Here is a 24,483-nt window from a genome sequence, read left to right on the forward strand (position 1 = left end):
ATTGCTGGTTCTGCTGTCAGCTGATGTGATGGGGCTTGCCTTTTTGGGGCAAGAGGTTTTCGTCGACTTGCCTATTGTTGCTGATTGCGCGTTGAGGGTTTCCCTGCATGCCGAGATGCAGGGATACAGCCTCCTTCCACCTAGAATGCACGCACAAGGAACGGGGGGATTCATGAAATATCCATTTGCTCGCGCTAGTGCGGGTGTGTTGTTGTGCGCGTTCGCGCTTTTTACTGCATCCGTACAGGCGCAGCAGTCCAAAAATCTGGCTCCTGGGTTCTCGCAGCGAACTGCTGCATCCAAACTGGTGGTGGTGCCGGCTGATCTGGAACTGTTTTCAATTGGTGCGGGCGGCGTGCCAGAGCCCAGGGCCGACTGGACGCTGGCCGCTCAGAAAAATGTCAAGTCCGGCCTTGCTTCACGCAAGCTCCAGCTTGGTGCCGACGTGTTGGGGCTCGAAGAAAAAGACATGGACGAGCTTGCCGACATCAATTCGCTGCATGGCGCCGTCGCCCAGTCCGTCTTCCTGCACCACATGATAGGGGGCGCCCTGAAGCTGCCCACCAAGAACGATGCGCTGAACTGGTCCATGGGGGATGCCGTCAAGCCACTGAAGGACAAGACCGGCGCTGACTACGCCTTGTTCATCTGGATCCGCGACAGCTACGCCAGCAGCGAACGCAAGGCTGCGATGATCGCATTGGCGGTGCTGGGTGTCGGTATTGCGGGTGGCTCCCAGGTCGGTTACGCCTCACTTGTCGATTTGAACGACGGGCGGATTGTCTGGTTCAATGATTTGCGCCGGGCTTCGGGCGATTTGAGGGAGGCCGAGCCAGCGAAAGAGACGATTGAGGCTCTTCTCCAAGGCTTTCCAGTTTCCCGATGATGGGCATGGCTTCCAGCGGGCGCCGTGCATTTTTACGGTCAGCCTGCAAGCACTGCCTCGGCATGGGCGCTCTGTTGCCGGGCCTGCCGGCATTGGCGCAAGACAGCGCAGCAACGGCCGACGACGCCAGCTCGCCGCTGCCGGCGGAACGCTTCACCCGCCCCGCGCTGGAGACGGACGAGGGTGGTTTATGGGGAATGATGGACCGTGAAGAGACGCGGCTGCGGCGCAGCCCCTTCGTGGTTCGTGACCCCGAACTGAGCAAGTACCTGCAGGACCTGGTGTGCCGGCTGGCGGGAGACCATTGCCCCGACATCCGCGTGCATGTGGTGCGGACACCGCTGTTCAACGCCTCCATGGCGCCCAACGGGATGATGCAGGTCTGGACCGGGCTGCTGCTGCGCGCAGAAAACGAAGCGCAACTGGCGGCCATCCTGGGGCATGAGATTGGCCATTACCTCGAGCGGCATACCCTGGAGCGCTTGCGCGACATGCGAAGCCGGGCCGCCTTCGCCCAGTTCATGGGGATGTTCGGCGTGGTGGGGGCGATCGGCCAACTGGGGGCGCTTGCAGGTGCCTTCGCCTTTTCCCGGGAGCACGAAACACGTGCCGACCGCCTGGGAATGCGCCTGATGAAGCGCGCCGGCTACGACGGCCAGCAGGCGGCCCAGGTATGGGACAACCTGCTGGGCGAGCTCAAGATCACCGGTGGTCGGGACGTCGGCAAGCGCAGCCCCATGATGGCCACACATCCACCCGTTGAGACGCGCCGGGACGATTTGCTCAAACTTGCGGGAGATGCTTCCGGAAGCACCGGCGCCGCGGAATACCAACAGGCCATCTCGCGCCACCGTTTTGGCTGGCTCCAGGACGAAATCCGGCGCGGCCAGTTTGAGGAAAGCCTGGTTCTGTTCAACCGCCTGCTGGCGCGTAACGCCCAGGATTCCCAGGCACTGTACGCGCGCGGCGAAGTCTATCGGCTGCGCGCGGGCAAGGGCGACCTCCAGGACTCCCTGAATGACCTGACGCGCGTGACGGCATTCGAGCAACCACCCGCCGAGGCTTTCAGGGCGCTTGGCCTGGTGCAAAAGCAGCGAACCAACGCTGCCTCTGCGGCTCAGGCGTTTGAAAAATATCTTGCAGCAGCCCCCGAGGCCGCTGATGCCGGTCTCATCAAAAACTATATTGCGGAACTCAAACCATGAAAAAAATCCTGATCCTTCTTGTGCTCGCCTTCCTGTCAGGCTGCATGTCCATCTCCAAGGTCGAAGGCGAGCAGGTGGTCAATAGCCGCATGGTCGTCAAGGTGACTGATGCGTGGAACAAGGTGTCCCCGCCGGGAACCAAACAGCCTTTTGACATGTGGACGCAGGAGGGCATGACGCTTGACCATCTGCGCCTGTGGGCAGCAGTCAAGCCGGGCCAGGCCCTGGTGATACGTCCGGCCGGCAATGTGCCGGTTGGCCAGAAAGCCCCCCGCGTGCCGACCTACAAGTCCGGCATGCAACTGGATCAGCTGGTCAATCTCTTTGAGGTCATGTATTCGGCGGACGGCTCAATTGTCAACACGACCAAGGTTGAACCCACTGTATTCGCCGGCGAAAAAGGCGTGCGTTTTGAATTTTCTGTAACGCGAAAGAGCGATGACGTTCAGCTCAATGGCGTGGGCTGGGTCAGCCAGCGCAAGGGCGAGCTCTTCGCCGCCACCTTCATCGCGCCCAGGCTCTCATTCTTCCCGCGGCTGTTGCCCATGGCCGAGAGCATTGTTCGGACGGCGCAAATCAGGGGTTAATCAAAAGTCGCCGGCAAAGGAGGCCGGCTCTGGCGGCGGCATGATACTCGCCGGCACGTCAACCGTGCCGCACGGCCACCGTCTTGAGCGTCGTAAACCCGTAAAGCGCCTCAAAGCCCTTTTCGCGCCCATAACCTGAAGACTTCACGCCGCCAAACGGCAGCTCGACGCCGCCGCCGGCGCCATAGTTGTTGATGAAGATCTGGCCGCTTTTCACGCGCTTGGCCATGCGGAACTGGCGCGCGCCGTCGCATGTCCAGATACCGGCCGCCAGGCCGAATGGCGTGGCATTGGCGAGTTCAATGGCATGCGCTTCATCCTTGAAGCTCATCGCGCACAGCACCGGGCCAAACACTTCTTCCTGTGCCAGCCGGTGGTTCACGGGCACATCGCGCAGCAGCGTGGGCGCTTGGTAAAAGCCGGTATCGGGGGCTTCGTCCACGATCTGGCCTTGCGCCACCATGGGGATGCCGGCGACATGTGCGTCGCTTAAAAAGTCCCACACGCGCTGCTGCTGGCTCTGGCGGATCAGCGGGCCGACGTCGAGGTCCATGGCGGCGGGGCCGACGCGCAGGTTGGCAAATGCCTGCCCCAGGCGCTCCAGCAGGGGTTCGTAAATGGACTGCTCCACCAGCAGGCGTGAGCCGGCCGAGCAGGTTTGCCCGGCGTTTTGCACGATGGCGTTGATGATGGCGGGCAGGGCGGCGTCGAGGTCGGCATCGGCAAACACGATTTGCGGGCTTTTGCCGCCCAGCTCCAGGGTGACCGGGCAATGGCGCTCCGCCGCCGCTTGCTGGATCAGCGTGCCGACGCCGGGGCTGCCGGTAAAGCTGATGTGGTCAATGCCGGGGTGGCGCGCCAGCGCATCGCCGACCTCATGGCCGTAGCCGGTCACGATGTTGAGGGCGCCCGCCGGAAAGCCGACCTCGGCCGCCAGTTGGGCCACGCGGAGGAGGGACAGGCAGGCGTCTTCGGCCGGTTTGACCACGCAGACATTGCCGGCAGCCAGCGCGCCGCCCACGCTGCGGCCAAAAATCTGCATCGGGTAGTTCCAGGGAATGATGTGGCCGGTGACGCCGTGCGGCTCGCGCCAGGTCATGACGCTGTAGCCGTCCAGGTAGGGAATCGTGTCGCCGTGCAGCTTGTCGCAGGCGCCGGCGTAAAACTCGAAGTAGCGAGCCAGCGCCGCGGCATCGGCTCGGGCTTGCCTGACGGGTTTGCCGCAGTCGCGCAGCTCGATCAGGGCCAGTTCTTCGGCATGCTCGGCCACCTTGGCCGACAGGCGCATCAGCAGGCGGCCGCGCTCCGCGGCGCTGAAGCGGCTCCAGACCAGTTCCAGGCAATCCCGGGCGCTGTGCACGGCCACATCGATGTCGTGCGCGTTGCTGCGCTGGATCTCGTCAAAGACCTGGCCGTCGGAAGGATCGATCACCGGAATGGTTTTGCCGGAAGAAGACGGAACGGATGCGTTGGCGATGTAATTGAGCTGCATGCATCTCATTTTGCTTCAAATCGGTCCAGGGCCAGGTGCCTGGGAAATGATGGCGAAAAATGGCTCTAGCCCAATGTAGTCGGGCGCAGGTAGCTATCAATCCTGTAGCGACCTAGGGTTTACGTGGGCGCGCTGTCGGCAAAAGCAGAAAAGCGGCCGCAGCGGCCCGTGCCGCTAAAACCGTCAGGCAACCATGTCCGCTTGTCTGAACGATTTCACTTCATCGCTTTGTTGATGGGGCAGGACATCCGCTCTTCCCATTCGCCGCTGCCGTCCCAGATAGTGGGACTCCATCCGATGTGCTGGGGCAAGCACTCTTGATGCCCGCCCAGCCCTGATCTCAAAATGAACGCGCGTCCATAAAGGTGCACGACCGCCATGGCGTTCAGTTTTCAACCAGTGAGACAAACATCGGCATGTACATCGGAGAACAACTCATCAATCCCGGCGCCGAGCGCTTGCGCCTGTCGGCCCAGCTCGGTGTGGAGCAGGTCGTTATCGACAACCGCGGCACCGGGCTGGTGACGCCCGGCGGCCTCTGGGACGCGGGCAAACTGCGCGAATACCGTGAGTGGGTGGAGAGCTTCGGCCTGAAGATCGACCTGTTCGCGCTGGATGTAGGTTCCATCCTGCTGGACTTTCTGACCGACGAAGACGGTGCCCGCCGCCAGGCCGAGGTGCTTCAGAAGAACATCCAGATCGCGGCCGATGCTGGTCTCACTGCCCTGAAATACAACGTCCAGATGGTGGGAATTACCCGCACCGGCCTGCGGCCGGGGCGCGGCGGTGTGCAGTACTCGGGCTTCAAGCTCGCAGCCTACACCCCCGAGGCCGACCGCCAGCATTCATACTGGGGTGTGGGTTATCCGACCAACCAGGACGAGGGCGACGCAGAATCCGCGTTGCTCTGCGGACAGAAGATGGCCAGGGAAGTGCCGCCTGTCACGGAGGCGGCCGGCTGGCGCGCGATTGAATTCCTGGTGTCCAGCCTGGTGCCGGCGGCTGAAAAAGCCGGCATCAGGCTCGCCTGTCATCCGCATGACCCGGCCTATCCCGTGGGCGGGCTCAACGGTGTGGAGCATGTGCTGGGCTCCATCGAAGGCCTGCGCAGGTTCCTGCGTTTAAGCGACAGTCCCGTGCACGGCCTGAACTTCTGCCAGGGCACGGTGGCCGAGATGGCGCCCGAGCCGCACGCCTATGTGATCCGCGCCATTGAAGAATTCGCGCCGCGCATCTTCATGGTCCATTTCCGCAACATCAGGGGCGGCTACCTCGACTTTGCCGAGGTCTTCCCCGACGAGGGCGATGTCGACATGAACGAGGCCATTAAAGCCTACCAGCGCGCAGGCTATGCGGGCATCCTGTGCCCCGACCATGTGCCGCTGTCGGAACTGGACCCGAACCGCGAGCGCTTCATGTCGTTCGCGCTGGGCTACACGCGCGGCCTGCTGCACGCGGCCGGCTACCGCCCCAGGATCACCACGCTGGCCGGCTAAGAGTCCTTTTTTTCACAATAAACACTACAGCAGGAGACATCCATGATTCGACGCAACCTGATTGGTCTCGCAACACTGGTTGCATTTGGCACGGCCCTGCCGATGGCCGTGCAGGCGCAGACCGACTACCCGACCAGGCCGGTCAAGCTGATCGTGCCCTTCCCTGCGGGCGGCACCAGCGACATCATGGGGCGCATGATCGCGGACGAGTTGTTCAAGGCCCTGAAGCAGCCTTTTGTGGTGGAAAACGTCGGTGGCGCGGGGGGTGTCATCGGCACCGAACGCGCGGCCAAGGCCGCGCCGGATGGCTACACCCTGGTGCTCAGCGGTGTCGGCCAGAACGCGGTGGCGCACGGCCTGAATTCCCAGCTGGGCTACGACTCGATCAAGGATTTCGTTCATATCACCCAGATCCATTCGGGCCCCAATGTGCTGGTGGCCCACCCGAGCGCGCCCTTCAAGACCTTCAAGGAATTGATCGATTACGGCAAGGCCAACCCTGGCAAGCTCAATTACGGCTATACCCATGCGGCATCGGGTCACATGGCAATGGAATTGCTCAAGCAGACCGTGGGCACCTGTACCGGCACCAAGGGTAACCAGAACTGCAAGGGCCTGTTCATGGTGGGCATTCCCTACCGCGGCGGCGGCCCGATGATGACCGACCTGCTGGGCGGCCAGATTCCGATGATGTTCATCAACCAGGACGTGGCCCTGCAGCATGTGAAGGCCGGCAAGCTGCGGGCTCTGGCCGTCTCCAGCCTGTCACGCAACCCGCTTTACCCTGACGTGCCGACCATTGCCGAGTCGGGCTACCCGGGCTTCTCGGCGCTGTCATGGTCGGGCCTGTCGGCGCCCAAGGGCACGCCCAAGGTCATCGTAGACAAGCTGGAAGCCGCCGCCGTCAAGGCCATGCAAAGCCCGGCGATCCAGGCCCGCATGGAATCGCAGGGCTTTGTGGTGCCGCCGCTTGGCGCCGCCGACTACACGCAGTTTGTCCGGAAAGAACTGGACCGCTGGACCCGCGTGATCAAGATCGCCGGCATCAAGGCCGAATAAGTTAGCTCCACCTATCCCAACCCCCACCGCAAGAAAAGGAATTTATTGTGAATACCGAAACCGCCGCCGGCGCCGACCGCATTGAATGGGTCGAGGTCTCGCTCGTGTACCTGCCGCTGGCTGCGCCCATCAGCGACGCCAAGGTGCTGACCGGCCGCCAGAAGCCGCTGACCGAAATCGCCTTCATCTTTGCCGAGATCCGCACGCGCGACGGTTTTGACGGCATTGGCTTCGGCTATTCCAAGCGCGCCGGTGGCCCCGGCATGTATGCGCACGCCAAGGAGATCGCGTCCAATCTGCTGGGCGAAGACCCGAACGACATTGCCAAGCTGTGGGACAAGCTGATGTGGGCCGGCGCCTCCATGGGCCGCAGCGGGATGACCTCGCAGGCCATCTCCCCGTTCGACATCGCGCTGTGGGACCTGAAGGCCAAGCGTGCCGGCCTGCCGCTGGCCAAGCTGCTGGGCGCGCACCGCGACAGCGTGCAGTGCTACAACACCTCGGGCGGCTACCTGTCCATGCCGCTCGAGCAGGTGCTCAAGAACGTGGAGGCCTCGCGGGCCAGCGGCATTGGCGGCATCAAGATCAAGGTCGGCCAGCCTGACCTGCCGACCGACCTCAAGCGCGTGAAGGCCGTGCGCGAGCTGTTGGGCGAAGGCTTCCCCCTGATGGTGGATGCCAACCAGCAATGGGACCGGCCCAAGGCGCAGCGCGCCTGCCGGGCCTTTGAGCCCTTCGACCTGACCTGGATCGAAGAACCGCTGGACGCCTATGACTTCGAAGGCCACGCCGCGCTGGCCGCCAGCCTGGACACGCCGATTGCCACCGGCGAAATGCTGACCAGCTTTGGCGAGCACGCGCAGCTGATCATGGGCAACTGCAGCGACTTCGTGCAGCCAGACGCCCCGCGCGTGGGCGGCATCACGCCCTTTCTGCAGATCATGAGCCTGGCCTCTTTCAAGGGCCGCAAGCTGGCGCCGCACTTTGCGATGGAAATCCACCTGCATCTGGCGGCTGCCTACCCGGAAGAGCCCTGGCTCGAGCACTTCGAGTGGCTGGAGCCCATGTTCAACGAGCGGCTGGAGCTCAAGGATGGGCGCATGCATGTGCCGAACCGGCCGGGCCTGGGCTTCTCACTGAGTGAACAGGCGCTGGCCTGGACGGCGGAGAAGGCTGCGTTCGGCAAGCGGCCTTAGGGCAGGGCGGCCTTCAGTCCCAGACCCGAAGCCCTATCCAGGCCACGCCCGCGACGGTCGCCATGGGGAGCGACATCACACCGGGCACGTAGAAGAAGGCGGAGGCCACAGGGCTGGAGTGCTCGATCAGCCAGCCGATCGCGAAGAGCAGGGCGCCGCTGACCAGATAGCGCTTGATATAGCGCGGTAGCCAGCGGGCCTGGCCCTTGTTGTGGTGCCAGGCGGCCGCGCGCGCGAACAGGTCGCACTGGTTGACGTCCATGAACAGCCAGGCGAAGAAGAAATACCGGTACAGCAGCGAGTGGAAAGGGAGTTCCATCAGCCATCACTTTCGACTGTGCGATCAGATTACTCCGATCGCCGGTCTGGCTCAAGCCGCTTGCGAAAAAATACCTTCAGCCGGCGTGCCCTCGCTGGAAGCCATGGCCGTGACCGTTGCGCGCAGCGGCGCGCTGGATGCCCACCCCCCCCAGGCAGCGACGCCGGTGCGGGCGGGTGGCGGTACCAGGGCGGCAGCGCAGCGACCGCAGCCGGCCGGCAGCCGGCGATGTGGAGCCGCGGCGGGCGAGACGAATGCGTTGCGGTCGGGGAATACCGATGTGTGAGCGTCTGGCCGCCGCGCACAAATGCCGCAGAAGCCCACGGCGGTGATCCGCCGCTATTCGAGCGGCCGCAACTCCTGCAGCAGCGTGGGCACCAACTCGGACACCGTGGGATGGATGTGCATCGCGCGGCTGATGGTGGTGTAGGGTGCTTGGGCGTACATCACATCGAGCAGCGAGTGAATCACCTCGTCGCCGGTCACGCCGAGGATCGCGGCGCCGAGGATCGCCTGGGTTTGCGCGTCGACGACCACCTTCATGAAGCCCTGGCTCTCGCCTTTCTCCACCGCGCGCGAAACGCGCGTCATGGGCCGGGTGCCGACCAGCACCTTGCGCCCGGATTGCCTGGCTTCCGATTCGGTCATGCCGGCGCGGCCTAGCGGCGGGTCGATGAACAGGGCGTAGGCTGCGATGCGGTCCGACACCTTGCGCGGGTCGTTGTCGAGCAGGTTGGCGGCGACGATCTCGTAGTCGTTGTACGCGGTGTGGGTGAACGCGCCGCGGCCGTTGCAGTCGCCCAGTGCCCAGATCCCCGGCACGTTGGTGCGCAGTTGCTCGTCCACGGTGATGTAGCCGCGCGCGTCGGTCGCGACCCCCGCCCGGTCCAGCCCCAGGTCGTCGGTGTTGGGCACGCGCCCGACCGCTAGCAGCAGATGCGAGCCCGCCACGTCGCGCTCCCCGGAAGCGCAGTCCAGTCCGACGATGAGGCGCTCGCCCTCCCTGCGCGCAGTCATGCACTCGGCGTTGAGGCGGATCCCGATTCCCTCGCCCTCCAGGATGTCCTGCACCGCCTGCGACACGTCCTCGTCCTCGCGCTGGATCAGGCGCGGTCCTTTCTCGACAATGGTCACCCGGGAGCCGAAGCGCCGGTACATCTGGCCGAACTCGAGGCCGATGTAGCTGCCGCCGATGACGATCAGGTGCTCCGGCAGAAAATCCACCTCCATCATGCTCGAGTTGGTGAGATAAGGCACCTGATCCAGCCCGGGCATGGGCGGAATCAGGGCCCGGCCGCCAACGTTGACAAAGATCCGGTCCGCCTCCAGCAATTCGCCGTTCACCCGCACGGTACGGGGGCTCTCAAGGCGGGCGTGGCCCTGGTAGACCGTGCCGCTCGCCAAGCCGCGCATCCACTGTTCCACACCGCGGCTGGAGCGGCCGGAGATCTCATCCTTGCGTGCCTTCACCCGCTTCATGTCGACGCCCACCTCGGTGCCTATCGTCACACCGTACTCGGCGGCGCGGCGCGCCAGCTGGGCAGCGTAGGCGCTTGCGACCAGGGTCTTGGTGGGGATGCAGCCGGTGTTCACGCAGGTGCCGCCGAACGACTTGCGCTCGATGACCGCTACCTTCATGCCCGCGCCCGACAGCCGCCCGGCGAGCGCGGGGCCGGCTTGGCCGGTACCGATGATGATCGCGTCGAAGCGTTGAGTCATGGCTTTCTCCTTGGCGTCTTCCACAGTGTCAATTGCCGCGCAGGCTGCAGGACGCGCAGCGGACGGTGCGGCGGCGGATCAATTGCCCCGGTTGATGCACGTGGCGAAGGGCACATTTCGCGCCTTGGCCCGGACCCGTTACCGGGTGACTCCTTATTTTCCCCCAATCGCAAAAATTGCTCGCACGGGCACGCACGGACAGGAAATTCAGGCGCCCCAGGCAAAGTATCAGACCGGCCTCCATCGGGACGCCGCCTTGTTGCTACCCGGCCATTACTTTCGCATCAAGCTTTTCACCGGCTGAGCAGGCGCTGGCGTGGGCGGCGGACAAGGCGGAGTTCGGGCAATGAGAAGTCAAATCGGCCGCCGGCCCTTATAGAACAGGCGCAACCAGCTATAAAAAATATAGCTACTTTTTATGCGCTCTCGTGCTCAATGATCTGGAGCCCCGGGTCCGTCACCTGCGGCACGGCCACCGGCTTGCGTTCATCATCGAGCGCCACCATCGTGAAGCAGCCGCTGTGGGTGCGTTGGAAAATGCACCGGTCACTTTATGGTTTTGGTGGATGGCCAGGGTTCGAGCCCCTGCCTTTGTGTGCAAGGGCTGCTCTAACAATTGGCGAAACGGCGATGCCATGTGACGGTCATCGCAGTGCCCAGGCTGCCTGTGCGCTGGCGACGATCATCCCTGATCCGTGGATCAGGACACGGAAACCCATGGATTGGCGCGTCAGCACCGCATGGGCTTGGCAGGCTTATTCGGCCTTGATGCCCGCCGTCTTGATCACCTTGGTCCAGCGTGCTTCTTCACTCTTGACAAAGGCCGTGTAGGCTTTGGAGCCCAGCGGCGGCACCACAAAGCCCTGCGATTCCAGCCGTTGCTTCACAGTGTCAGACTGCAGGGCCTGAACCATGGCGGCTTCGAGCTTGTCGATGATGGGCTGGGGCGTTCCTTTGGGGGCCGAAAGGCCGGACCAGGACAGTGCTTCAAAGCCCTTGTAACCGGACTCGGCCACGGTCGGCACGTCGGGGTACAGCGGATTGCGCTGGGCACTCGTGACGGCCAGGGCGCGCAGCTTGCCGGCCTTGACGTGCTGCAGTGCCACGTCCTGGTTGATGAACATGATCTTGATCGTGCCACCCAGGATGTCGACCATCATCGGGCCGCCGCCACGGTAGGGAATGCCCAGCATGAAGATGCCGGCGGTCTGCTTGAACTGCTCCATCGCCATGTGGCCCGAGGCGGCCGGCGTGTAGCCGTAGTCCAGCTTGCCCGGATTGGCCTTGGCGTAGTCCACCAGTTCCTTCAGTGTCTTGAATGGCGTGCTCGGATGGACCACCAGCACATTGGGGCCGGAATGGACCTGCGAAATGTGAATGAAGTCGGTGTTCGAGTTGTACTTCAGGTTGGGGTCCAGCCCGTGGGCGACGGCGCTTTGGCCGACACCGGTCTGAGTCAATGTGTAGCCATCGGGCGCGGACTTGGCGCCCCGCTCCGTGCCAATCACGCCGCCGGCGCCGCCGACGTTGTCGACGATGAAGGGCTGCTTGAGAATTTTCCCGAGTTGCTCGGCCATCAGGCGTCCCATCACGTCACTGGTGCCACCGGCCGGGAAGGGCACGATGATCCTGACCGGCTTGTTGGGGTAGTCCGTCTGGGCCCATGTGGCCCCTCCGAATGCTATAAAACCGATAGCTGCACACGCCATTTTTACAAGGGTAAGACGCCTGTTTGACATAAATTTGTCTCCTGTTTATTGACGGAAATTCTTGAACCGCGACGCCACGGATTTCGTCGGCAACAAAAAGATGGCCGATGATCGCGAGCCCTCAAACTGGCGACGACGGGTTACGACGAAGTGTTCATCCGGATTGATTGACCGCTTCTCAGCGTCCCTCTCAGCGTCCGTTAGCCTTGCGCCAGACGGCGAAGTCGTCTTTCGATTGCTGCTCGGTGGGCGGGTACAGGCCGATGATGGAGCGGCCCTTGAGCACTTCCTCCGTCACGAAGTCCTCGAACGCGGTCATCTCCACCGCCTCGTCGGCAATCTCGTCGGCCAGGTGGGCCGGGATCACAAACACGCCTTCCTTGTCGCCGACGATCACATCGCCGGGAAATACCGCGACGTCACCGCAGCCGATCGGCACGTTGATGTCCAGCGCCTGGTGCAGCGTCAGGTTGGTCGGTGCCGAGGGGCGCTGGTGGTAGGTTGCAAAGGGCAGGGCCGCGATTTCGGGCGAATCGCGAAAGCCGCCATCGGTGACGATGCCGGCGGCGCCGCGCACCATCAGGCGCGAGACCAGGATGGAGCCGGCCGAGGCCGCGCGGGCGTCCTTGCGGCTGTCGATGACCAGGACCGCGCCTTCAGGGCATTGCTCCACGGCGACGCGCTGCGGGTGCTTGGGGTTCTGAAACACGGTGATGGGGTTCAGGTCCTCGCGTGCCGGGATGTAGCGCAGGGTGAAGGCTTCACCCACCATGTTGGGCAGGTTCGTATTGAGCGGGTGCACGTCCTGCATGAACTGGTTGCGCAAGCCGCGCTTGAAGAGGGCGGTGCACAGCGTGGCGGTGCTGACGGTTTTGAGCTTGTCGCGGGTTTCGGATTTGAGTGTCATGAAGGTCTCTCTTCTTTCTTGTCAGTAAATGTCGGGCTCGCCGACTGGCGCGCCAAACGAGGTTTCCAGAAAATCAAAATCACAGCCCTTGTCGGCCTGCTGGATATGGCGCGCGGCCATCCAGCCGTAGCCGCGTTCATAGCGCTTGGGAAGCGGCGTCCAGGCAGCCCGGCGCTGCGCCAGTTCTTCGTCGCTGACTTCCAGGTGGATGCGCCGGCCCGGCACATCCACCGTGATCAGGTCGCCGGTTTTGACCAGCGCCAGCGGGCCGCCGATATAGGCCTCGGGCGCCACATGCAGGATGCAGGCGCCGTAACTGGTGCCGCTCATGCGGGCGTCGGAGATGCGCACCATGTCCTTCACGCCCTGCTTGACCAGCTTGAGGGGAATCGGCAGCATGCCCCATTCGGGCATGCCGGGGCCGCCCTGCGGGCCGGCGTTGCGCAGCACCATGACATGGTCGGCCGTGACATCGAGGTTCTCGTCGTCGATGGCCGCTTTCATGGCGGGATAGTCGTCGAACACCAGCGCCGGGCCGGTGTGGTTGAGGTACTGCGGCGCGCAGGCGCTGGGCTTGATCACGCAGCCGTCGGGCGCCAGGTTGCCGCGCAGCACGGCCAGCGCGCCTTCGGCATAGATCGGATTGTCCAGCGGACGGATCACGTCGTGGTTGTAGACCTCGGCACCCACCAGGTTCTCGCCCAGTGGCTTGCCGGTGACGGTCAGCGCCTCAAGCTTGAGGTGGTCCTTGAGCACGCTCATCATGGCCAGCATGCCGCCGGCGTAGTAGAAGTCTTCCATCAAATAGGTGTCGCCACTGGGCCGGATGTTGGCAATCACCGGTATCCGGCGGCTGGCCGCATCGAAGTCGTCCAGACCGACCGCGCAGTGCTCTCCCGCGCGGCGCGACATGGCGACCAGATGGATGATGGCATTGGTCGAGCAGCCCATCGCCATGGCCACGGTGATGGCGTTTTCAAACGATGCGCGGCTGAGCATTTTGGCGGGGGTCAGGTCGTCCCAGACCATGCTCACCACGCGGCGTCCGCATTCGGTTGCCATGCGGATGTGGTTGGAATCAACCGCTGGAATCGACGAAGCGCCGGGCAGCGTCAGGCCTATCGCCTCGGCGATGCCGGTCATGGTGCTGGCGGTGCCCATGGTCATGCAGTGGCCGTGGCTGCGGGCAATGCCGCCTTCGACTTCCAGCCATTGAGCCTGGTTGATCTTGCCGGCGCGCCGTTCGTCCCAGTATTTCCAGGTGTCGGAGCCGGAGCCCAGCACCTTGCCTTTGACGTTGCCGCGCAGCATGGGGCCGGCGGGCATGTAGATGAAGGGAAGGCCGGCGCTCAAGGCGCCCAGCACCAGGCCCGGGGTGGTCTTGTCGCAGCCGCCCATCAGCACCGCGCCGTCGATAGGGTGGCTGCGCAGCAACTCCTCGGTTTCCATCGCCAGCATGTTGCGGTACAGCATCGTGGTGGGCTTGACCAGGGATTCGGACAGCGACAGTGCCGGCAGCTCCAGCGGAAAGCCGCCGGCCTGCAGCACACCGCGCTTGACGTCTTCCACGCGCTGCTTGAAGTGGCCATGGCAGGTGCCGATGTCGCTCCAGGTGTTGATGATGGCGATGACGGGCTTGCCCTCCCAGTCTTCAGGGCCGTAGCCCAGCTGCATCACCCGCGAGCGGTGGCCAAAGGACCGGACGTCATCCGGTGCGAACCAGCGCGCACTGCGCAGTTCCTTGTAGGTTTTCTGGGTCATGAGGTTCTGTTTACTTGAGTTCAATTCAATGAATGGCGGGCACCGTGCGCCCGGCGGGCAAGGCATTAATCAACCGTCAGCCTGTTGTCGATGATGATGCGTGCGTAGCGCTTGCGGTCAGCCGCAATCAGCTGGGCAAATTCAGCGGGCGTGCCGCCTTTGGCGACCGCACCCTGGGCCAGCAGCTGCTGCTGGATTTCAGGCGCCGCCACGGCTTGCCGAAGGCCCTGGGAAACCTTGTCGATAATTTCCTGGGGTGTGCCGGCGGGCGCCAGCAGGCCAATCCAGGAACCTGATTCGGCGCCGCTCACGCCGCTCTCCTGCAGGGTCGGTACATCGGGCATGGCTGAAACGCGCGACTTGCTGGTGATGGCCAGGGCCTTGAGCTTGCCTGACTTGATGAAACCCGAGGTCTCCAGCACGGATGCAAAAATCATGTCGACGTTGCCGGCCATCAGGTCGGTCATGGCCGCGCCGCCGCCCTTGTAGGGAACGTGAAGCATCTTGGTGCCGGTGGCAATCTTGAAGGTTTCGCCGGACAGGTGCGGCGAGCCGCCGTTGCCCGAGCTGGCATACGTCAGCTTGTCGGGCTGGGCCTTGGCCATATCGACCAGCTCTTTCACGTTCTTGACAGGCAGCGAAGGCGTGACGGCCAGCACAAAGGGCAATTCGGCGAACTGGCCCACCGGCACAAACGAGGTGTCGGGGTTGTAGCTGAGTTTCTTGTACAGCGTCGGGTTGATGGACTGCGTCCCGACGTTGCCGACCAGCAGGGTGTAGCCGTCGGGCCTGGCGCGCGAAACCAGCTCCAGCCCGACGTTTCCACCGGCGCCGCCCTTGTTGTCAATCACCACGGCTTGCCCCCACATTTGCGACAGGCGCTGCGCCAGGATGCGTGCGCCGATGTCGGTGCCGCCGCCCGCCACGAACGGAACAATGATGGTGACCGGTTTGGCAGGCCAGGCGGTCTGTGCCTGGGCACCGGCGCATAAAAGCAGCGAGGGGAGCAGCAGGCTGAAAAGCCGCTTGCGCAAGCGGGGTGGGGTGATCGTGAACATGGTTTGTCTCCTTATATCTTTCAAATAGTTCAAACTTCAGTGGTCAAGACATGGTTGAGAGTCTTGATTGCTGAACCGGTTGACTCACCGCTGTGCAGCCTGTGTCTCCGTTGCAAGATGCTGGCTTTGGGCATCTCTGTCAGGGGTCTGGCGAGGAATTAAAGCACTAATATATTAGTATGTCAATGCTATGATTTGTCTTTCCCGGCGCCCAATTTCATCCCATTTGACCCAACCCATCACTCAACTGCATGAACGCCCTCGCGAAAGTTGCTCCGCTCAAACTGGACCGCACCCGTCAGTCTGCCCCCCAGGTTTTCGAGGCGCTGCGTGAATTGATCGTGTCGGTCCAACTGCAGCCCGGCACCGTGCTGCAGCGCGCGGAGCTGGCCGAACACTTTGGCATCAGCCAGACCCCGATACGGGATGCCTTGCTGCGCCTGGGTGAAGAGCAACTGGTGGACATCTTTCCGCAACATGCCACGGTGGTCAGTCGTATTGATTTGTCGGCCGCATTACAGGCACATTTCCTGCGGCGGGCCATCGAGCTGGAAATCCTGACGACGCTTTGCGGATTGCCGGATGCAAAGCACCGCGAACTGGTGCAGCGTTTGAACACGAATCTGCTGTTGCAAGAAGCAGCCCTCAAACCGCTGGACCTTGCGAAACTGGCGTTGGCCGACCAAGCCTTTCACCAGGAAATGTACGAGGCCGCCAACGTGGGCCCGCTTTGGACCCTGGTGCGCAAGCAAAGCGGGCACGTTGACCGGCTGCGTCACCTGAACCTGCCGGACGAAGGCAAGCCCCAGGCCATCGTGCGAGACCACCGGGCCATCGTTGAAGCCATTGCGCGCAAGGACGCCCAGGGCGCGGAAAAAGCCTTGCGCCAGCACTTGGCGGGAACCCTCGCCTTTGTCGATGACATCAAGCACCGGTTTCCCGAATGGATCACTTCTGCTGACCAATAAGTAAGCCAATAGGTCATGAGCCATCCGGTTTCCGGTAAGCAACTGATCCCTGCACTAGACGGTGTAATCCACCGCCGCCCATTCAAAGTAGGTCTTGAAGTCAGCCACCAGTGCCTGGTGCGGCGGGTGGAACAGACGATTGGCGGGAACAGTGCGTTGCGCATTCATCTGCTGTCTCTAATGAGGGTGAACTGACAAGATTGAGAGAGTAAGAGCATTCACGCTGGTCGGAGACGATTCTCGCACCGGATGGTCTGGACCATCGCCGATCCGCACCGGACCTTCCATCCCGCGAAAGCCGGTGACGAGTTGCTCGACACTCGCGCTGAAGAGCCGGTACTTGGCGAAAGACGGGTCGAGGATGACGACGGCCGGATCCGGGTAGCGCAGGGACGGCATCCACTGGGCACGCACGCCGCCGGCGGCAAGCGCAAGGCCCGTCTTGATGAGATCGCGCCGGTTCGCACGATTGGCGGGAATTGTGTGTTGTGCATTCATCTGTTGTCTCCATTAAGGGTGGGCTGACAGGATTTCGGCTATTCGTTGATTTCACCGAGATTTCTTCCTCACCCCAGCCCCATCTCCAACTGCCCGCAATGAAACAGAATCCTTGCTCGGTAGTTGGTGAAGTTCCTGAATCCTCGGGCACTGGCATTGATGAGTTGGATGGCGCTATTGAAACCTTCAGCACAGGAGTTGGTAATTCGGTGCACGCTATGGTTGCGCAGACCTTGCTCGTGGCGACGCAGCATTTTTGCGACCCTCTTTACCAGCTTCAGCTGGCTGCGCATTGCATGATTGCTCCTAGGGAATTTTCGAGCGTGCAGCGAGTGACGCGACTGCCAAGTAACGGCGACAGCCTTGGCCATGCAGAGCCTTGATGGCGTTCACCAATAGTGTTCATCTCAAGGTCCTTGGTGTTATGGCTGCGATATTGCCTCCATCGATTCCGGTTTGGACCCAGTGCGGGTTAAGGGTAAACGAGAGTTCATGCATTTCCGTCCCGCACAGTGGGATGAAGTTGACTCGTAGCCCGTGCGCCGTCTTGCGAATGGGCGCATGGACTTTAATAATTCGCCAACCTCACAAACCGGAGACACCAATGCTGAATCTCATTCGCCCCGATGCCGACTTGGCCGCGGCACCATATCTGAAATCCCGTCGCGATTTTCTGCAGGCGGTGACAGCCACAGCTGCTACGGTCGCGCTGCCTTCTGCATGGGCGCGGGCTACGCCCCAGTTCGGCACCGCGCCGGTGCCGATCGGGATCATTGATGTGGCGGGTAACCTGGCCCTGACACAGAAGATTTTTGACAGTTACGCCAGTACTCACACTAACCGTGTGTCCCGTTTCAGCTTCACGCGTGCACCTGCTCCAGAACTAGCAGGCAAGCTTCGCGCGATGCAGGCCGCCAACCGGGTTGAGCTGCACATTGTGCTGACGGGGCTTGACGGCATCGCCGCGGGCATCGAACAGGGGGTCTGGCAAGACCTTAGTCCATACCATGCACAGATCGGCGCCCCCTCTGCGCTATATGACGGTGGCGCGGCGGCAATCCAGAGCCAAGCTGGTGGCAGCGGCATGCTCGTCGCCTATTCGCAGCAGGGGCCCGTTCTTGAATATATTCCCTCGCGCCTTGCCAAGCCGCCCAAAACCCTGGACGAGCTGCTCGCATGGACGCGGGCGAACCCCAAAAAGTTCTTTTACGCCCGTCCGGCCAACTCGGGGCCGGGCCGCACCTTCGTGATGGCGCTGCCCTACATGCTGGGGGACAAGGACCCGATGGATCCGGTCAAAGGCTGGGACAAGACCTGGGCTTATCTCAAGGAACTCAACAAAAACGTCGAGTACTACCCCTCGGGCACCACCCCCACGATGCGGGAGCTGGCCCAGGGCTCGCGCGACCTGATCGCCTCCACCATGGGCTGGGACATTTATCCACGCGTGCAGGGCATTGTGCCCAAGGAAGCCGCCGTGGTGGCTTTTGACAAACCCATTTTTGTCGCCGATGGCCAGTTTGCGGCCATCCCCAAGGGGTTGTCGGAAGACCGGCTCGCGGTCGCGCTGGACGTGCTCAAGTTCATGCTGCAGCCTACCCAGCAGGCCATGGTCTATGCGGACGGCTATCTCTATCCGGGTCCGGCGCGTAAGGGCATTACGCTGGCACAGGCGCCAGCCGAGAGCCAGAAGGTGCTCGGTGAGTTCGGTCGCTTGCCGTTTTATGAACCGCTGTTGGCCAGCACGCCGGTCAAGGCGCCGCTGGAGCCCAAGTCGCTCATTGCCATGTTCCGGGCCTGGGACGAGCAAATTGGTGGCCAGAAGGTCAAGAGCTGATATGCAAAAATTTCAAGAATTGCGGCTGGAGAACATCAACCTGAACTTCGGGTCGTTCAAGGCGTTGGAGGATTTCTCGCTCACCGTCAAGGCAGGCGAGTTCATTTCGTTGCTCGGCCCGTCTGGCTGCGGCAAATCGACGGCCTTGAACTGCCTGTCCGGGCTGCTGCAGGTGAGCTCCGGCAGCATCATGCTGGACAACACCCGCATCGATGTGTTGCCGCCTGAGCGTCGCGGCTTCGGCATGGTGTTCCAGAACTACGCGCTGTTCCCGCACCTCACGGTGCGCTCCAACGTGGCTTTCGGGCTGGAGATGCGCAAGGTGCCGAAGGCCGAGATCGACCAGCGTGTCGAGCGCGCGCTGGCCACCGTACAGCTCGCCAACCAGGTCGACAAACTGCCCGGCCAGCTTTCGGGTGGCCAGCAGCAGCGCGTGGCCATTGCGCGCGCGGTTGCGATCGAGCCGCCGCTGGTGCTGATGGACGAGCCCTTGTCGAACCTGGATGCGAAGCTGCGGCTGGAACTGCGCCACGAGATCAAACGGCTGCACCATGCGCTGGGTCTGACGACGATTTATGTCACGCACGACCAGGACGAGGCCTTGTCGTTGTCGGACCGCATCGTCGTGATGCGCGACGGACGCATCCAGCAGCAGGGTGCGCCCGAGATGCTCTATACCAGCCCCGCCAACCTGTATGTCGCGCGCTTCATGGGCTACCGCAATGCTTTCGCCACTTCGGTCGAGACGGTGGCGGACGGCCGGACGATAGCGCGCGTCGGTGATGGGCCAGGCGCGATGCGCTTCCATGGTCTGGTGCCTGCACCCGGCGCCGGCGCGGCGTCGCTGGCCTTCCGGCCCGATGATGTCGAGCTGGCGGATGAAGGCATTCCCGCCCAAGTCGCACAAGTGGAGTATTGCGGCCAGCTTTGGATGGTGGATCTGCGCACGGCGGATGGCACGCATGTGACCATGGAAACGCACGAGCGGGTGGCGATGGGCCAGCAGGTGCACTTCCGCGTGCCAGTGGAGCGCATCCGGCTGTTCGCCGACGCCTTTGTACCGGAGGCGGCATGAGCGGCGTTAGCGTCATTAAGGCACCGGCAGCCGTGCATCGGCATACCAGCGGCGCCGTGGCGGGACGCGACCTGCGCGTGCTGCTGGTCATTCCGGCGGTGCTCGCCATCGTGCTGCTGTTCATCTACCCGTTCGGCTACGGCCTGCTGCTGTCGCTGCAGCCGGCCGAGGGAGGCTGGCTGGAGAACTACGCGCGTTTCTTTTCGGAGCCGCGTCTGTACGACACCATTAGCACTACGCTCAAGATATCGTTGCCCGTCACGGTCTTTAATATCCTCATCGCGCTGCCTATGGCCTACATGCTGCGGGTGCCAAGTCTGCAGCAGCGCCTGATCGCGGCGCTGCTGGTGATTCCGATGACGCTGGGCACCGTACTGGTCGCGCAGGGCATGCTCACCTATCTCTCGCCGAATGGCTGGCTCAACCGCAGCCTGCTGGTGTTGGGACTGGTTGCCGAGCCGCTAGAGATTCTGCACGGGCCATTGGCGGTTGAGCTGTCGCTGGTCATCACCGGATTCCCGTTTGCCTTTCTGATGCTCCTCTCGTACGTGACCGGTATCGACCCTTCGCTGGGCCGTGCGGCTGCCACGCTCGGCGCTTCGCCGCTGGAGCAGTTCAAGCGCGTCTACCTGCCACTGCTGGTGCCGGGACTGGTGACCACCTTCTGCCTGGTGTTCGTGCAGGCCTTCGCGGTGTTTCCGTCGGCGGTGCTGCTGGGCTCACCGGCCGGCTCGACGCGTGTGATCTCGCTGGCGGCCTACGAGGCGGCTTACGAGGACTTCAATTACTCCATGGCCTCGTCGATTGCCATCATCATGGGCGTGGTCCAGCTGATTGTGGTGCTGCTGGCGCTCGGCATCCGCCGCGCCGCCTACCGTGGCCCGGCAAGTGGCGGGAAAGGTTAATCATGTATTCAAGCGAACTGAGTCAACGCGCCTTCCGCATCGCCTTTGGCATGCTGATGGCCTTCATCATCCTCAACGTGGTCGCCATCGTCGCGGTGGTGATGGTCAACTCCTTCGGAACCCACTGGTTTACCGGCTGGCTGCCCGAAGGCTTCGCCACCAGCTGGTACCTGCGTGCCTGGAAGGAATTCCAGCTCGCCGACGTGCTCTGGACCACCGCGCTGACAGTCGGTGCAGTGGTGCTGTCGTCGGTCCTGCTCGGTGTGCCCGCCGCGTATGTATTGGCACGGGTGGACTTCCGGGGCAAGCGGCTGGTCACGCTGCTGTTCCTGCTGCCGCTGCTGGTGCCGCCCATGACCTATGGCATTCCGCTCGCCACCACGCTCTACCAAGTCGGCCTGGGCGGCACGATCTGGGGCGTGATCCTCGCCAATATCGTCCCTTGTGCGCCCTTCGTGGTGATGGTCATGACGCCCTTCATCGAGCAGATCGACACCCGCGTCGAGGTGGCGGCGCGCGTGTTTGGCGCCGGCACGTTCACCATCTTCCTGCGCATTCTGATGCCGCTGCTGCTGCCCGGCATCATGGCTGCGTCGCTGTTGGTGCTGGTACGGACCATTTCGATGTTTGAGTTGACTTTTCTGACCGCAGGCGCCGACAGTCAGACGTTGGTGGTGGCGCTCTATTACGCAGTCTTCGCGGCGGGTATCCGATCCGCTCAGTCGATAGACGCGATGGCTGTGTTGTACATGTTGACCACGCTGGTGTGGGTGCTGATCGCTTTCCGATTCATCGACCCGACCCAGATGGTGGGTAAGGTGCGGGTGCAAAAGTCTGCCTGATTTCAAGGAAAGTAAACATGAAATGAATCGTAATCACCGGCGCGGCAGGCATTGTTGGCATGGTCATGTTGATCAACTGCGCGCTAGGTCTGAACATGCCGTCCGTGGGCATCACGCAGTTCGTCGGCTGCGCCATCGGCGGTGTCACCGTCAGCCAGGTGATGAAGTCCAACTGGCCGTTTTAAGGCGCATTGATGGTATGCCTGCTGCTGATGGTGACTTATGTGCCCGCGTACTTCATGACGCTGCCGCGCTTGTTCATGGCCGGTTGAGCTACAACTATATGGAAAGACACACATGACCATTTTGATCACCGGAGCTGCAGGCATCGTCGGCAGCGGCTTGCGCCGCGAGCTCGCGGCCGACGGCCAGACGTTGCGCCTGCTGGACCGCCAGCCCATCGCCCAGCTCGCAGCCCATGAGGACGCGCTGGTCGGCGATATCGCCGACCGTGACACGCTGCGCCGCGCCATGCAGGGTGTGCGCGGTGTCGTGCACCTAGCCGGTTGCACCACCGATGCCGACATCGAAGCCCAAATCGACGGCAATGTTCGCGGCGCGTTCAACGTGTTCGAGGCCGCGCGCGAAGCGGGTGTCGAGCGCGTTGTGTTCGCCAGCTCGCACCACGTGGTCGGCTACTACCCCCGCACGCGCCGCATCGGCACCAATGTGCTGCTGCGCCCGGACAGCCGCTATGGCCTGACCAAAGGCTTCGGCGAGCAGGTCGGTGCGATGTTTGCTGACAAGTACGGCCTGCGCGTGCTGTGCATCCGCATCGGCTATGTGGACGACAAGCCGGTGGACCGCCGCCGCCTGTCGATCTGGTCGAGCTGGCGCGACCTGGCGCAGCTGGTGCGCATTGGCTTGACGCACGAGGACCTGCGCTACGCGGTGGTTTACGGCGTGTCCAACAACATCCGCGGTTTCTTTGACAACGACACTGCCTTCAAGCTCGGCTACCGTCCGCACGACGATGCCGAGAAGTACGCCGCCGCCGTGCTCGCCGAAGTGCCGGCGGAAGACCCAAGTCTCGTGGGCACGCACGCCATGGGTGGCTGGGGCGCGAACAACGAATACGTCGGCCCCGTCGAACGCATTTACGAGTGGTAGCCATGAAGATCACCGCCATTGACCCCATCACGCTCTCCATTCCGTTCGAGGACGGCGGCGCCGGCGTCGGCATCACGCCGCAGCGCTGGCACACGCTGGACATGGTGCTGGTGCGTATCCAGACCGACACCGGCCTGACAGGCTGGGGCGAAGCCTTCGGCTACTTCTGCCGGCACGCGGTTGCGGCCCATATCCGCGATCTCGTCGCGCCGTCGTTGATCGGCCGCGAGCTGTCCGACCCGACCGCGCTCAACCTCGAGCTGCAGCGCAAGCTGGCCCTGTTCGGTCGCTACGGCCTGACGATCTTTGCGTTGTCGGGCATCGACATCGCGCTGTGGGACCTGAAGGCCAAGGCCGAGGGCGTGGACCTCGCCACGCTGATCGCCGGCCGGCGTGTGCGCGAGCGCGTCGATGCCTATGCGAGCCTGGTGCGTTATGGCAGCCCCGACCTCGTGGCGCGCTTTTGCGAAAAGGCCACGCGCGAAGGCTACAGCTCGGCCAAACTGCACGAGATCACCATGCCGGAGATCCGCGCCGGGCGCGCCGCCATCGACCCTGCCATGAGCTTCACCGTCGACGTGAACTGCGCGTGGACCGAGGAGTACGCCGCCAGCGTGATTCCTGAGCTGAAGGCGCTGAATACGCTGTGGCTGGAAGAGCCCATCTTCCCGCCCGAGGACTGGGAGGCCATGCGGCGCCTGGGCGCGCAGGGCCTGGCGATCGCGGCGGGCGAGAACGCCTGCACCGCGATGGAATTCAGCCGCCTCGTGCCATCGGTGAGTTACCCGCAGCCGAGTGTGACCAAGGTCGGCGGCATCAGCGAGTTTCTGCGCATCGGCGAGATCGCCCGCCAGCATGGCAAGACGCTGATGCCGCATTCGCCGTACTTCGGCCCCGGCTACTACGCCACCTTGCAGCTCGCCGCAGCGGTCGACAACTTCGGCCTGTTCGAGCACCTGTACGTGGACCCGCGGGCCTGGATCGGTGGCGAGCCGTTGCAACCGGTGCGTGGTCAGGTTGCGATTCCCAAGCGTCCCGGCATCGGCTTCGAGCCGGACCCGGACGTGTTGCAGCGCTACGCGGATTGAGCGGGATGCCATGGTGCTGATGACCGAAGAGCGGATCGGCGATATCCCCGCCATCCACGCCGCGCCAAAGGAGCGTTTCGACGCGCCGCTGCCCACCATCTTTTTGTTCCACGGCTACACCTCGTCGAAAGAACTCAACAGCTACCTCGGCTACATGCTGGCGCAGGCCGGCTTTCGCGTGATCCTGCCCGAGGCTGACCTGCACGGCGCGCGCTTTGACGGCAACGAGGCCTACCGTCTGACGCGCTTCTGGGACATCCTCCGGCGCAACATCGACGAGCTGCCGCTGTACCGCGACCACTATGCCAGCCGCGGCCTGATAGAGGGCGGGCGCATCGGTGTGGCCGGTACCTCGATGGGCGGCTTCACCACGCTCGGCTGCATGGCGCGCTACCGCTGGATCAAGGCGGCGGCGAGCTACATGGGATCGGGCTACTACCTGGACCTGTCGCGCACGCTGTACCCGCCGCTGGGCCTGTGCCATGCGCAGAACGAAGCCGAGCACGCGCGCCGCATGCAGCCGCTCACTGAATACGACGTGTCAACGCAACTGGACAAGCTCGCCGACCGGCCGCTGCTGGTCTGGCACGGGATGCGCGACGAGATCGTGCCGTTCGGCGAGAGCGAGCGCCTGCGTGCTGACCTCACATCGCGTGGCCTCGCCGGGGATCTCACCTACATGGCCGACCCGAATGCCACCCACAAGCTGCCGATGTCCGCTGCCACAGGGGGCGTGGCGTTCTTCACGCGTTATCTTTGACTGACT

23 protein-coding genes and 2 pseudogenes are annotated in these 24,483 nt (G+C 63.1%); 16 read left to right on the forward strand and 9 right to left on the reverse strand.

All coding sequences use genetic code 11. From position 1 onward, the window contains the following. The first annotated feature begins 1 nt into the window (after position 1). The 3 genes from PJE01S_RS07275 (at position 2) to PJE01S_RS07285 (ending at position 2,678) form a co-directional block, all read left to right on the forward strand. Positions 2-886 carry a hypothetical protein gene (locus PJE01S_RS07275; protein WP_157090256.1) on the forward strand — a complete coding sequence of 295 codons (885 nt, stop codon included), beginning with the start codon at positions 2-4 and terminating at the stop codon, positions 884-886. A gap of 62 nt (positions 887-948) precedes the next feature. Then, complete coding sequence (locus PJE01S_RS07280) at positions 949-2,091, forward strand: M48 family metallopeptidase (protein WP_218017505.1); 1,143 nt, start codon at positions 949-951, stop codon at positions 2,089-2,091. Further along, positions 2,088-2,678, forward strand: coding sequence for a hypothetical protein (locus PJE01S_RS07285; protein WP_068832484.1), 591 nt, complete (start codon positions 2,088-2,090; stop codon positions 2,676-2,678). Before PJE01S_RS07280 ends, PJE01S_RS07285 begins: the two co-directional genes overlap by 4 nt. 58 nt (positions 2,679-2,736) lie before the next feature. Here PJE01S_RS07285 and PJE01S_RS07290 read toward each other — a convergent pair whose 3' ends face one another. Further along, positions 2,737-4,170 carry an aldehyde dehydrogenase family protein gene (locus PJE01S_RS07290; RefSeq protein WP_068832485.1) on the reverse strand — a complete coding sequence of 478 codons (1,434 nt, stop codon included), beginning with the start codon at positions 4,168-4,170 and terminating at the stop codon, positions 2,737-2,739. Positions 4,171-4,586: 416 nt separating this feature from the next. On the opposite strand from PJE01S_RS07290, the gene PJE01S_RS07295 reads away from it, so the two are divergent. The 3 genes from PJE01S_RS07295 to PJE01S_RS07305 are packed head-to-tail and all read left to right on the forward strand — an operon-like array spanning position 4,587 to position 7,921. After that, on the forward strand, positions 4,587-5,666 hold the full coding sequence (locus tag PJE01S_RS07295) for a mannonate dehydratase (RefSeq protein WP_068832566.1): 1,080 nt from the start codon (positions 4,587-4,589) through the stop codon (positions 5,664-5,666). A gap of 42 nt (positions 5,667-5,708) precedes the next feature. Continuing rightward, a complete protein-coding gene (locus PJE01S_RS07300) occupies positions 5,709-6,725 on the forward strand; it encodes a Bug family tripartite tricarboxylate transporter substrate binding protein (RefSeq protein ID WP_068832486.1) in 1,017 nt (338 codons plus the stop codon). A gap of 47 nt (positions 6,726-6,772) precedes the next feature. Beyond that, the gene (locus tag PJE01S_RS07305; protein WP_157090257.1) at positions 6,773-7,921 is read left to right on the forward strand and encodes an L-talarate/galactarate dehydratase; all 1,149 of its coding nucleotides are present in this window, start codon (positions 6,773-6,775) and stop codon (positions 7,919-7,921) included. A 13-nt stretch (positions 7,922-7,934) separates the two neighbouring features. Here the strand turns inward: PJE01S_RS07305 and PJE01S_RS07310 are convergent, their stop codons facing one another. Together PJE01S_RS07310 and PJE01S_RS07315 are read right to left on the reverse strand one after the other, a co-directional pair. After that, complete coding sequence (locus PJE01S_RS07310) at positions 7,935-8,240, reverse strand: hypothetical protein (RefSeq protein WP_245660662.1); 306 nt, start codon at positions 8,238-8,240, stop codon at positions 7,935-7,937. A gap of 339 nt (positions 8,241-8,579) precedes the next feature. Next, positions 8,580-9,959, reverse strand: a complete 1,380-nt coding sequence (locus PJE01S_RS07315; protein ID WP_068832489.1) for an FAD-containing oxidoreductase — start codon at positions 9,957-9,959, stop codon at positions 8,580-8,582. On the opposite strand from PJE01S_RS07315, the gene PJE01S_RS07320 reads away from it, so the two are divergent. After that, positions 9,958-10,263: a hypothetical protein gene (locus PJE01S_RS07320; RefSeq protein ID WP_068832490.1), complete on the forward strand. Its 306-nt coding sequence runs from the start codon at positions 9,958-9,960 to the stop codon at positions 10,261-10,263. The genes PJE01S_RS07315 and PJE01S_RS07320 overlap by 2 nt on opposite strands. 451 nt (positions 10,264-10,714) lie before the next feature. On the opposite strand, the gene PJE01S_RS07325 is transcribed toward PJE01S_RS07320, so the two are convergent. The 4 genes from PJE01S_RS07325 to PJE01S_RS07340 all read right to left on the reverse strand — a co-directional run bounded on the left by PJE01S_RS07325 (position 10,715) and on the right by PJE01S_RS07340 (position 15,394). After that, on the reverse strand, positions 10,715-11,698 hold the full coding sequence (locus tag PJE01S_RS07325) for a Bug family tripartite tricarboxylate transporter substrate binding protein (protein ID WP_068832491.1): 984 nt from the start codon (positions 11,696-11,698) through the stop codon (positions 10,715-10,717). Positions 11,699-11,858: 160 nt separating this feature from the next. Further along, the gene (locus PJE01S_RS07330) at positions 11,859-12,575 is read right to left on the reverse strand and encodes a ribonuclease activity regulator RraA (protein WP_068832492.1); all 717 of its coding nucleotides are present in this window, start codon (positions 12,573-12,575) and stop codon (positions 11,859-11,861) included. 21 nt (positions 12,576-12,596) lie between these two features. Continuing rightward, a complete protein-coding gene (araD, locus tag PJE01S_RS07335) occupies positions 12,597-14,336 on the reverse strand; it encodes an L-arabinonate dehydratase (RefSeq protein ID WP_068832493.1) in 1,740 nt (579 codons plus the stop codon). 65 nt (positions 14,337-14,401) lie between these two features. Next, on the reverse strand, positions 14,402-15,394 hold the full coding sequence (locus PJE01S_RS07340; protein WP_068832494.1) for a Bug family tripartite tricarboxylate transporter substrate binding protein: 993 nt from the start codon (positions 15,392-15,394) through the stop codon (positions 14,402-14,404). Positions 15,395-15,645: 251 nt separating this feature from the next. On the opposite strand from PJE01S_RS07340, the gene PJE01S_RS07345 reads away from it, so the two are divergent. Next, on the forward strand, positions 15,646-16,362 hold the full coding sequence (locus tag PJE01S_RS07345; protein WP_068832495.1) for a GntR family transcriptional regulator: 717 nt from the start codon (positions 15,646-15,648) through the stop codon (positions 16,360-16,362). A 177-nt stretch (positions 16,363-16,539) separates the two neighbouring features. On the opposite strand, the gene PJE01S_RS07350 is transcribed toward PJE01S_RS07345, so the two are convergent. Both PJE01S_RS07350 and PJE01S_RS07355 read right to left on the reverse strand, forming a co-directional pair. Next, entirely contained in the window at positions 16,540-16,860 is a 321-nt protein-coding gene (locus PJE01S_RS07350; RefSeq protein ID WP_068832496.1) for a hypothetical protein, read from the reverse strand. A 68-nt stretch (positions 16,861-16,928) separates the two neighbouring features. After that, positions 16,929-17,165: pseudogene (locus tag PJE01S_RS07355) on the reverse strand (transposase); the annotation flags it as partial. A 299-nt stretch (positions 17,166-17,464) separates the two neighbouring features. Between PJE01S_RS07355 and PJE01S_RS07360 the strand changes: the two are divergent. The 8 genes and pseudogenes from PJE01S_RS07360 (at position 17,465) to yjfP (ending at position 24,477) form a co-directional block, all read left to right on the forward strand. Beyond that, complete coding sequence (locus PJE01S_RS07360; protein ID WP_068832498.1) at positions 17,465-18,697, forward strand: ABC transporter substrate-binding protein; 1,233 nt, start codon at positions 17,465-17,467, stop codon at positions 18,695-18,697. Between the two features lies 1 nt (position 18,698). Next, complete coding sequence (locus PJE01S_RS07365; RefSeq protein ID WP_068832499.1) at positions 18,699-19,772, forward strand: ABC transporter ATP-binding protein; 1,074 nt, start codon at positions 18,699-18,701, stop codon at positions 19,770-19,772. Beyond that, complete coding sequence (locus PJE01S_RS07370; protein WP_068832500.1) at positions 19,769-20,677, forward strand: ABC transporter permease; 909 nt, start codon at positions 19,769-19,771, stop codon at positions 20,675-20,677. Before PJE01S_RS07365 ends, PJE01S_RS07370 begins: the two co-directional genes overlap by 4 nt. A 2-nt stretch (positions 20,678-20,679) precedes the next feature. After that, positions 20,680-21,519 carry an ABC transporter permease gene (locus PJE01S_RS07375; protein ID WP_068832501.1) on the forward strand — a complete coding sequence of 280 codons (840 nt, stop codon included), beginning with the start codon at positions 20,680-20,682 and terminating at the stop codon, positions 21,517-21,519. Positions 21,520-21,575: 56 nt separating this feature from the next. Continuing rightward, a pseudogene (locus PJE01S_RS24385) lies at positions 21,576-21,791 on the forward strand (TRAP transporter large permease subunit); the annotation flags it as partial. 25 nt (positions 21,792-21,816) lie between these two features. Next, positions 21,817-22,629 carry an NAD-dependent epimerase/dehydratase family protein gene (locus PJE01S_RS07380; protein WP_068832502.1) on the forward strand — a complete coding sequence of 271 codons (813 nt, stop codon included), beginning with the start codon at positions 21,817-21,819 and terminating at the stop codon, positions 22,627-22,629. Positions 22,630-22,631: 2 nt separating this feature from the next. Beyond that, entirely contained in the window at positions 22,632-23,717 is a 1,086-nt protein-coding gene (locus tag PJE01S_RS07385) for a mandelate racemase/muconate lactonizing enzyme family protein (protein WP_068832503.1), read from the forward strand. Between the two features lie 19 nt (positions 23,718-23,736). Next, complete coding sequence (gene yjfP, locus PJE01S_RS07390) at positions 23,737-24,477, forward strand: esterase (RefSeq protein WP_218017506.1); 741 nt, start codon at positions 23,737-23,739, stop codon at positions 24,475-24,477. The last annotated feature ends 6 nt before the right edge of the window (positions 24,478-24,483 follow it).

This window comes from Polaromonas jejuensis NBRC 106434 (genome assembly GCF_001598235.1).
GTDB lineage: Bacteria > Pseudomonadota > Gammaproteobacteria > Burkholderiales > Burkholderiaceae_C > Polaromonas > Polaromonas jejuensis.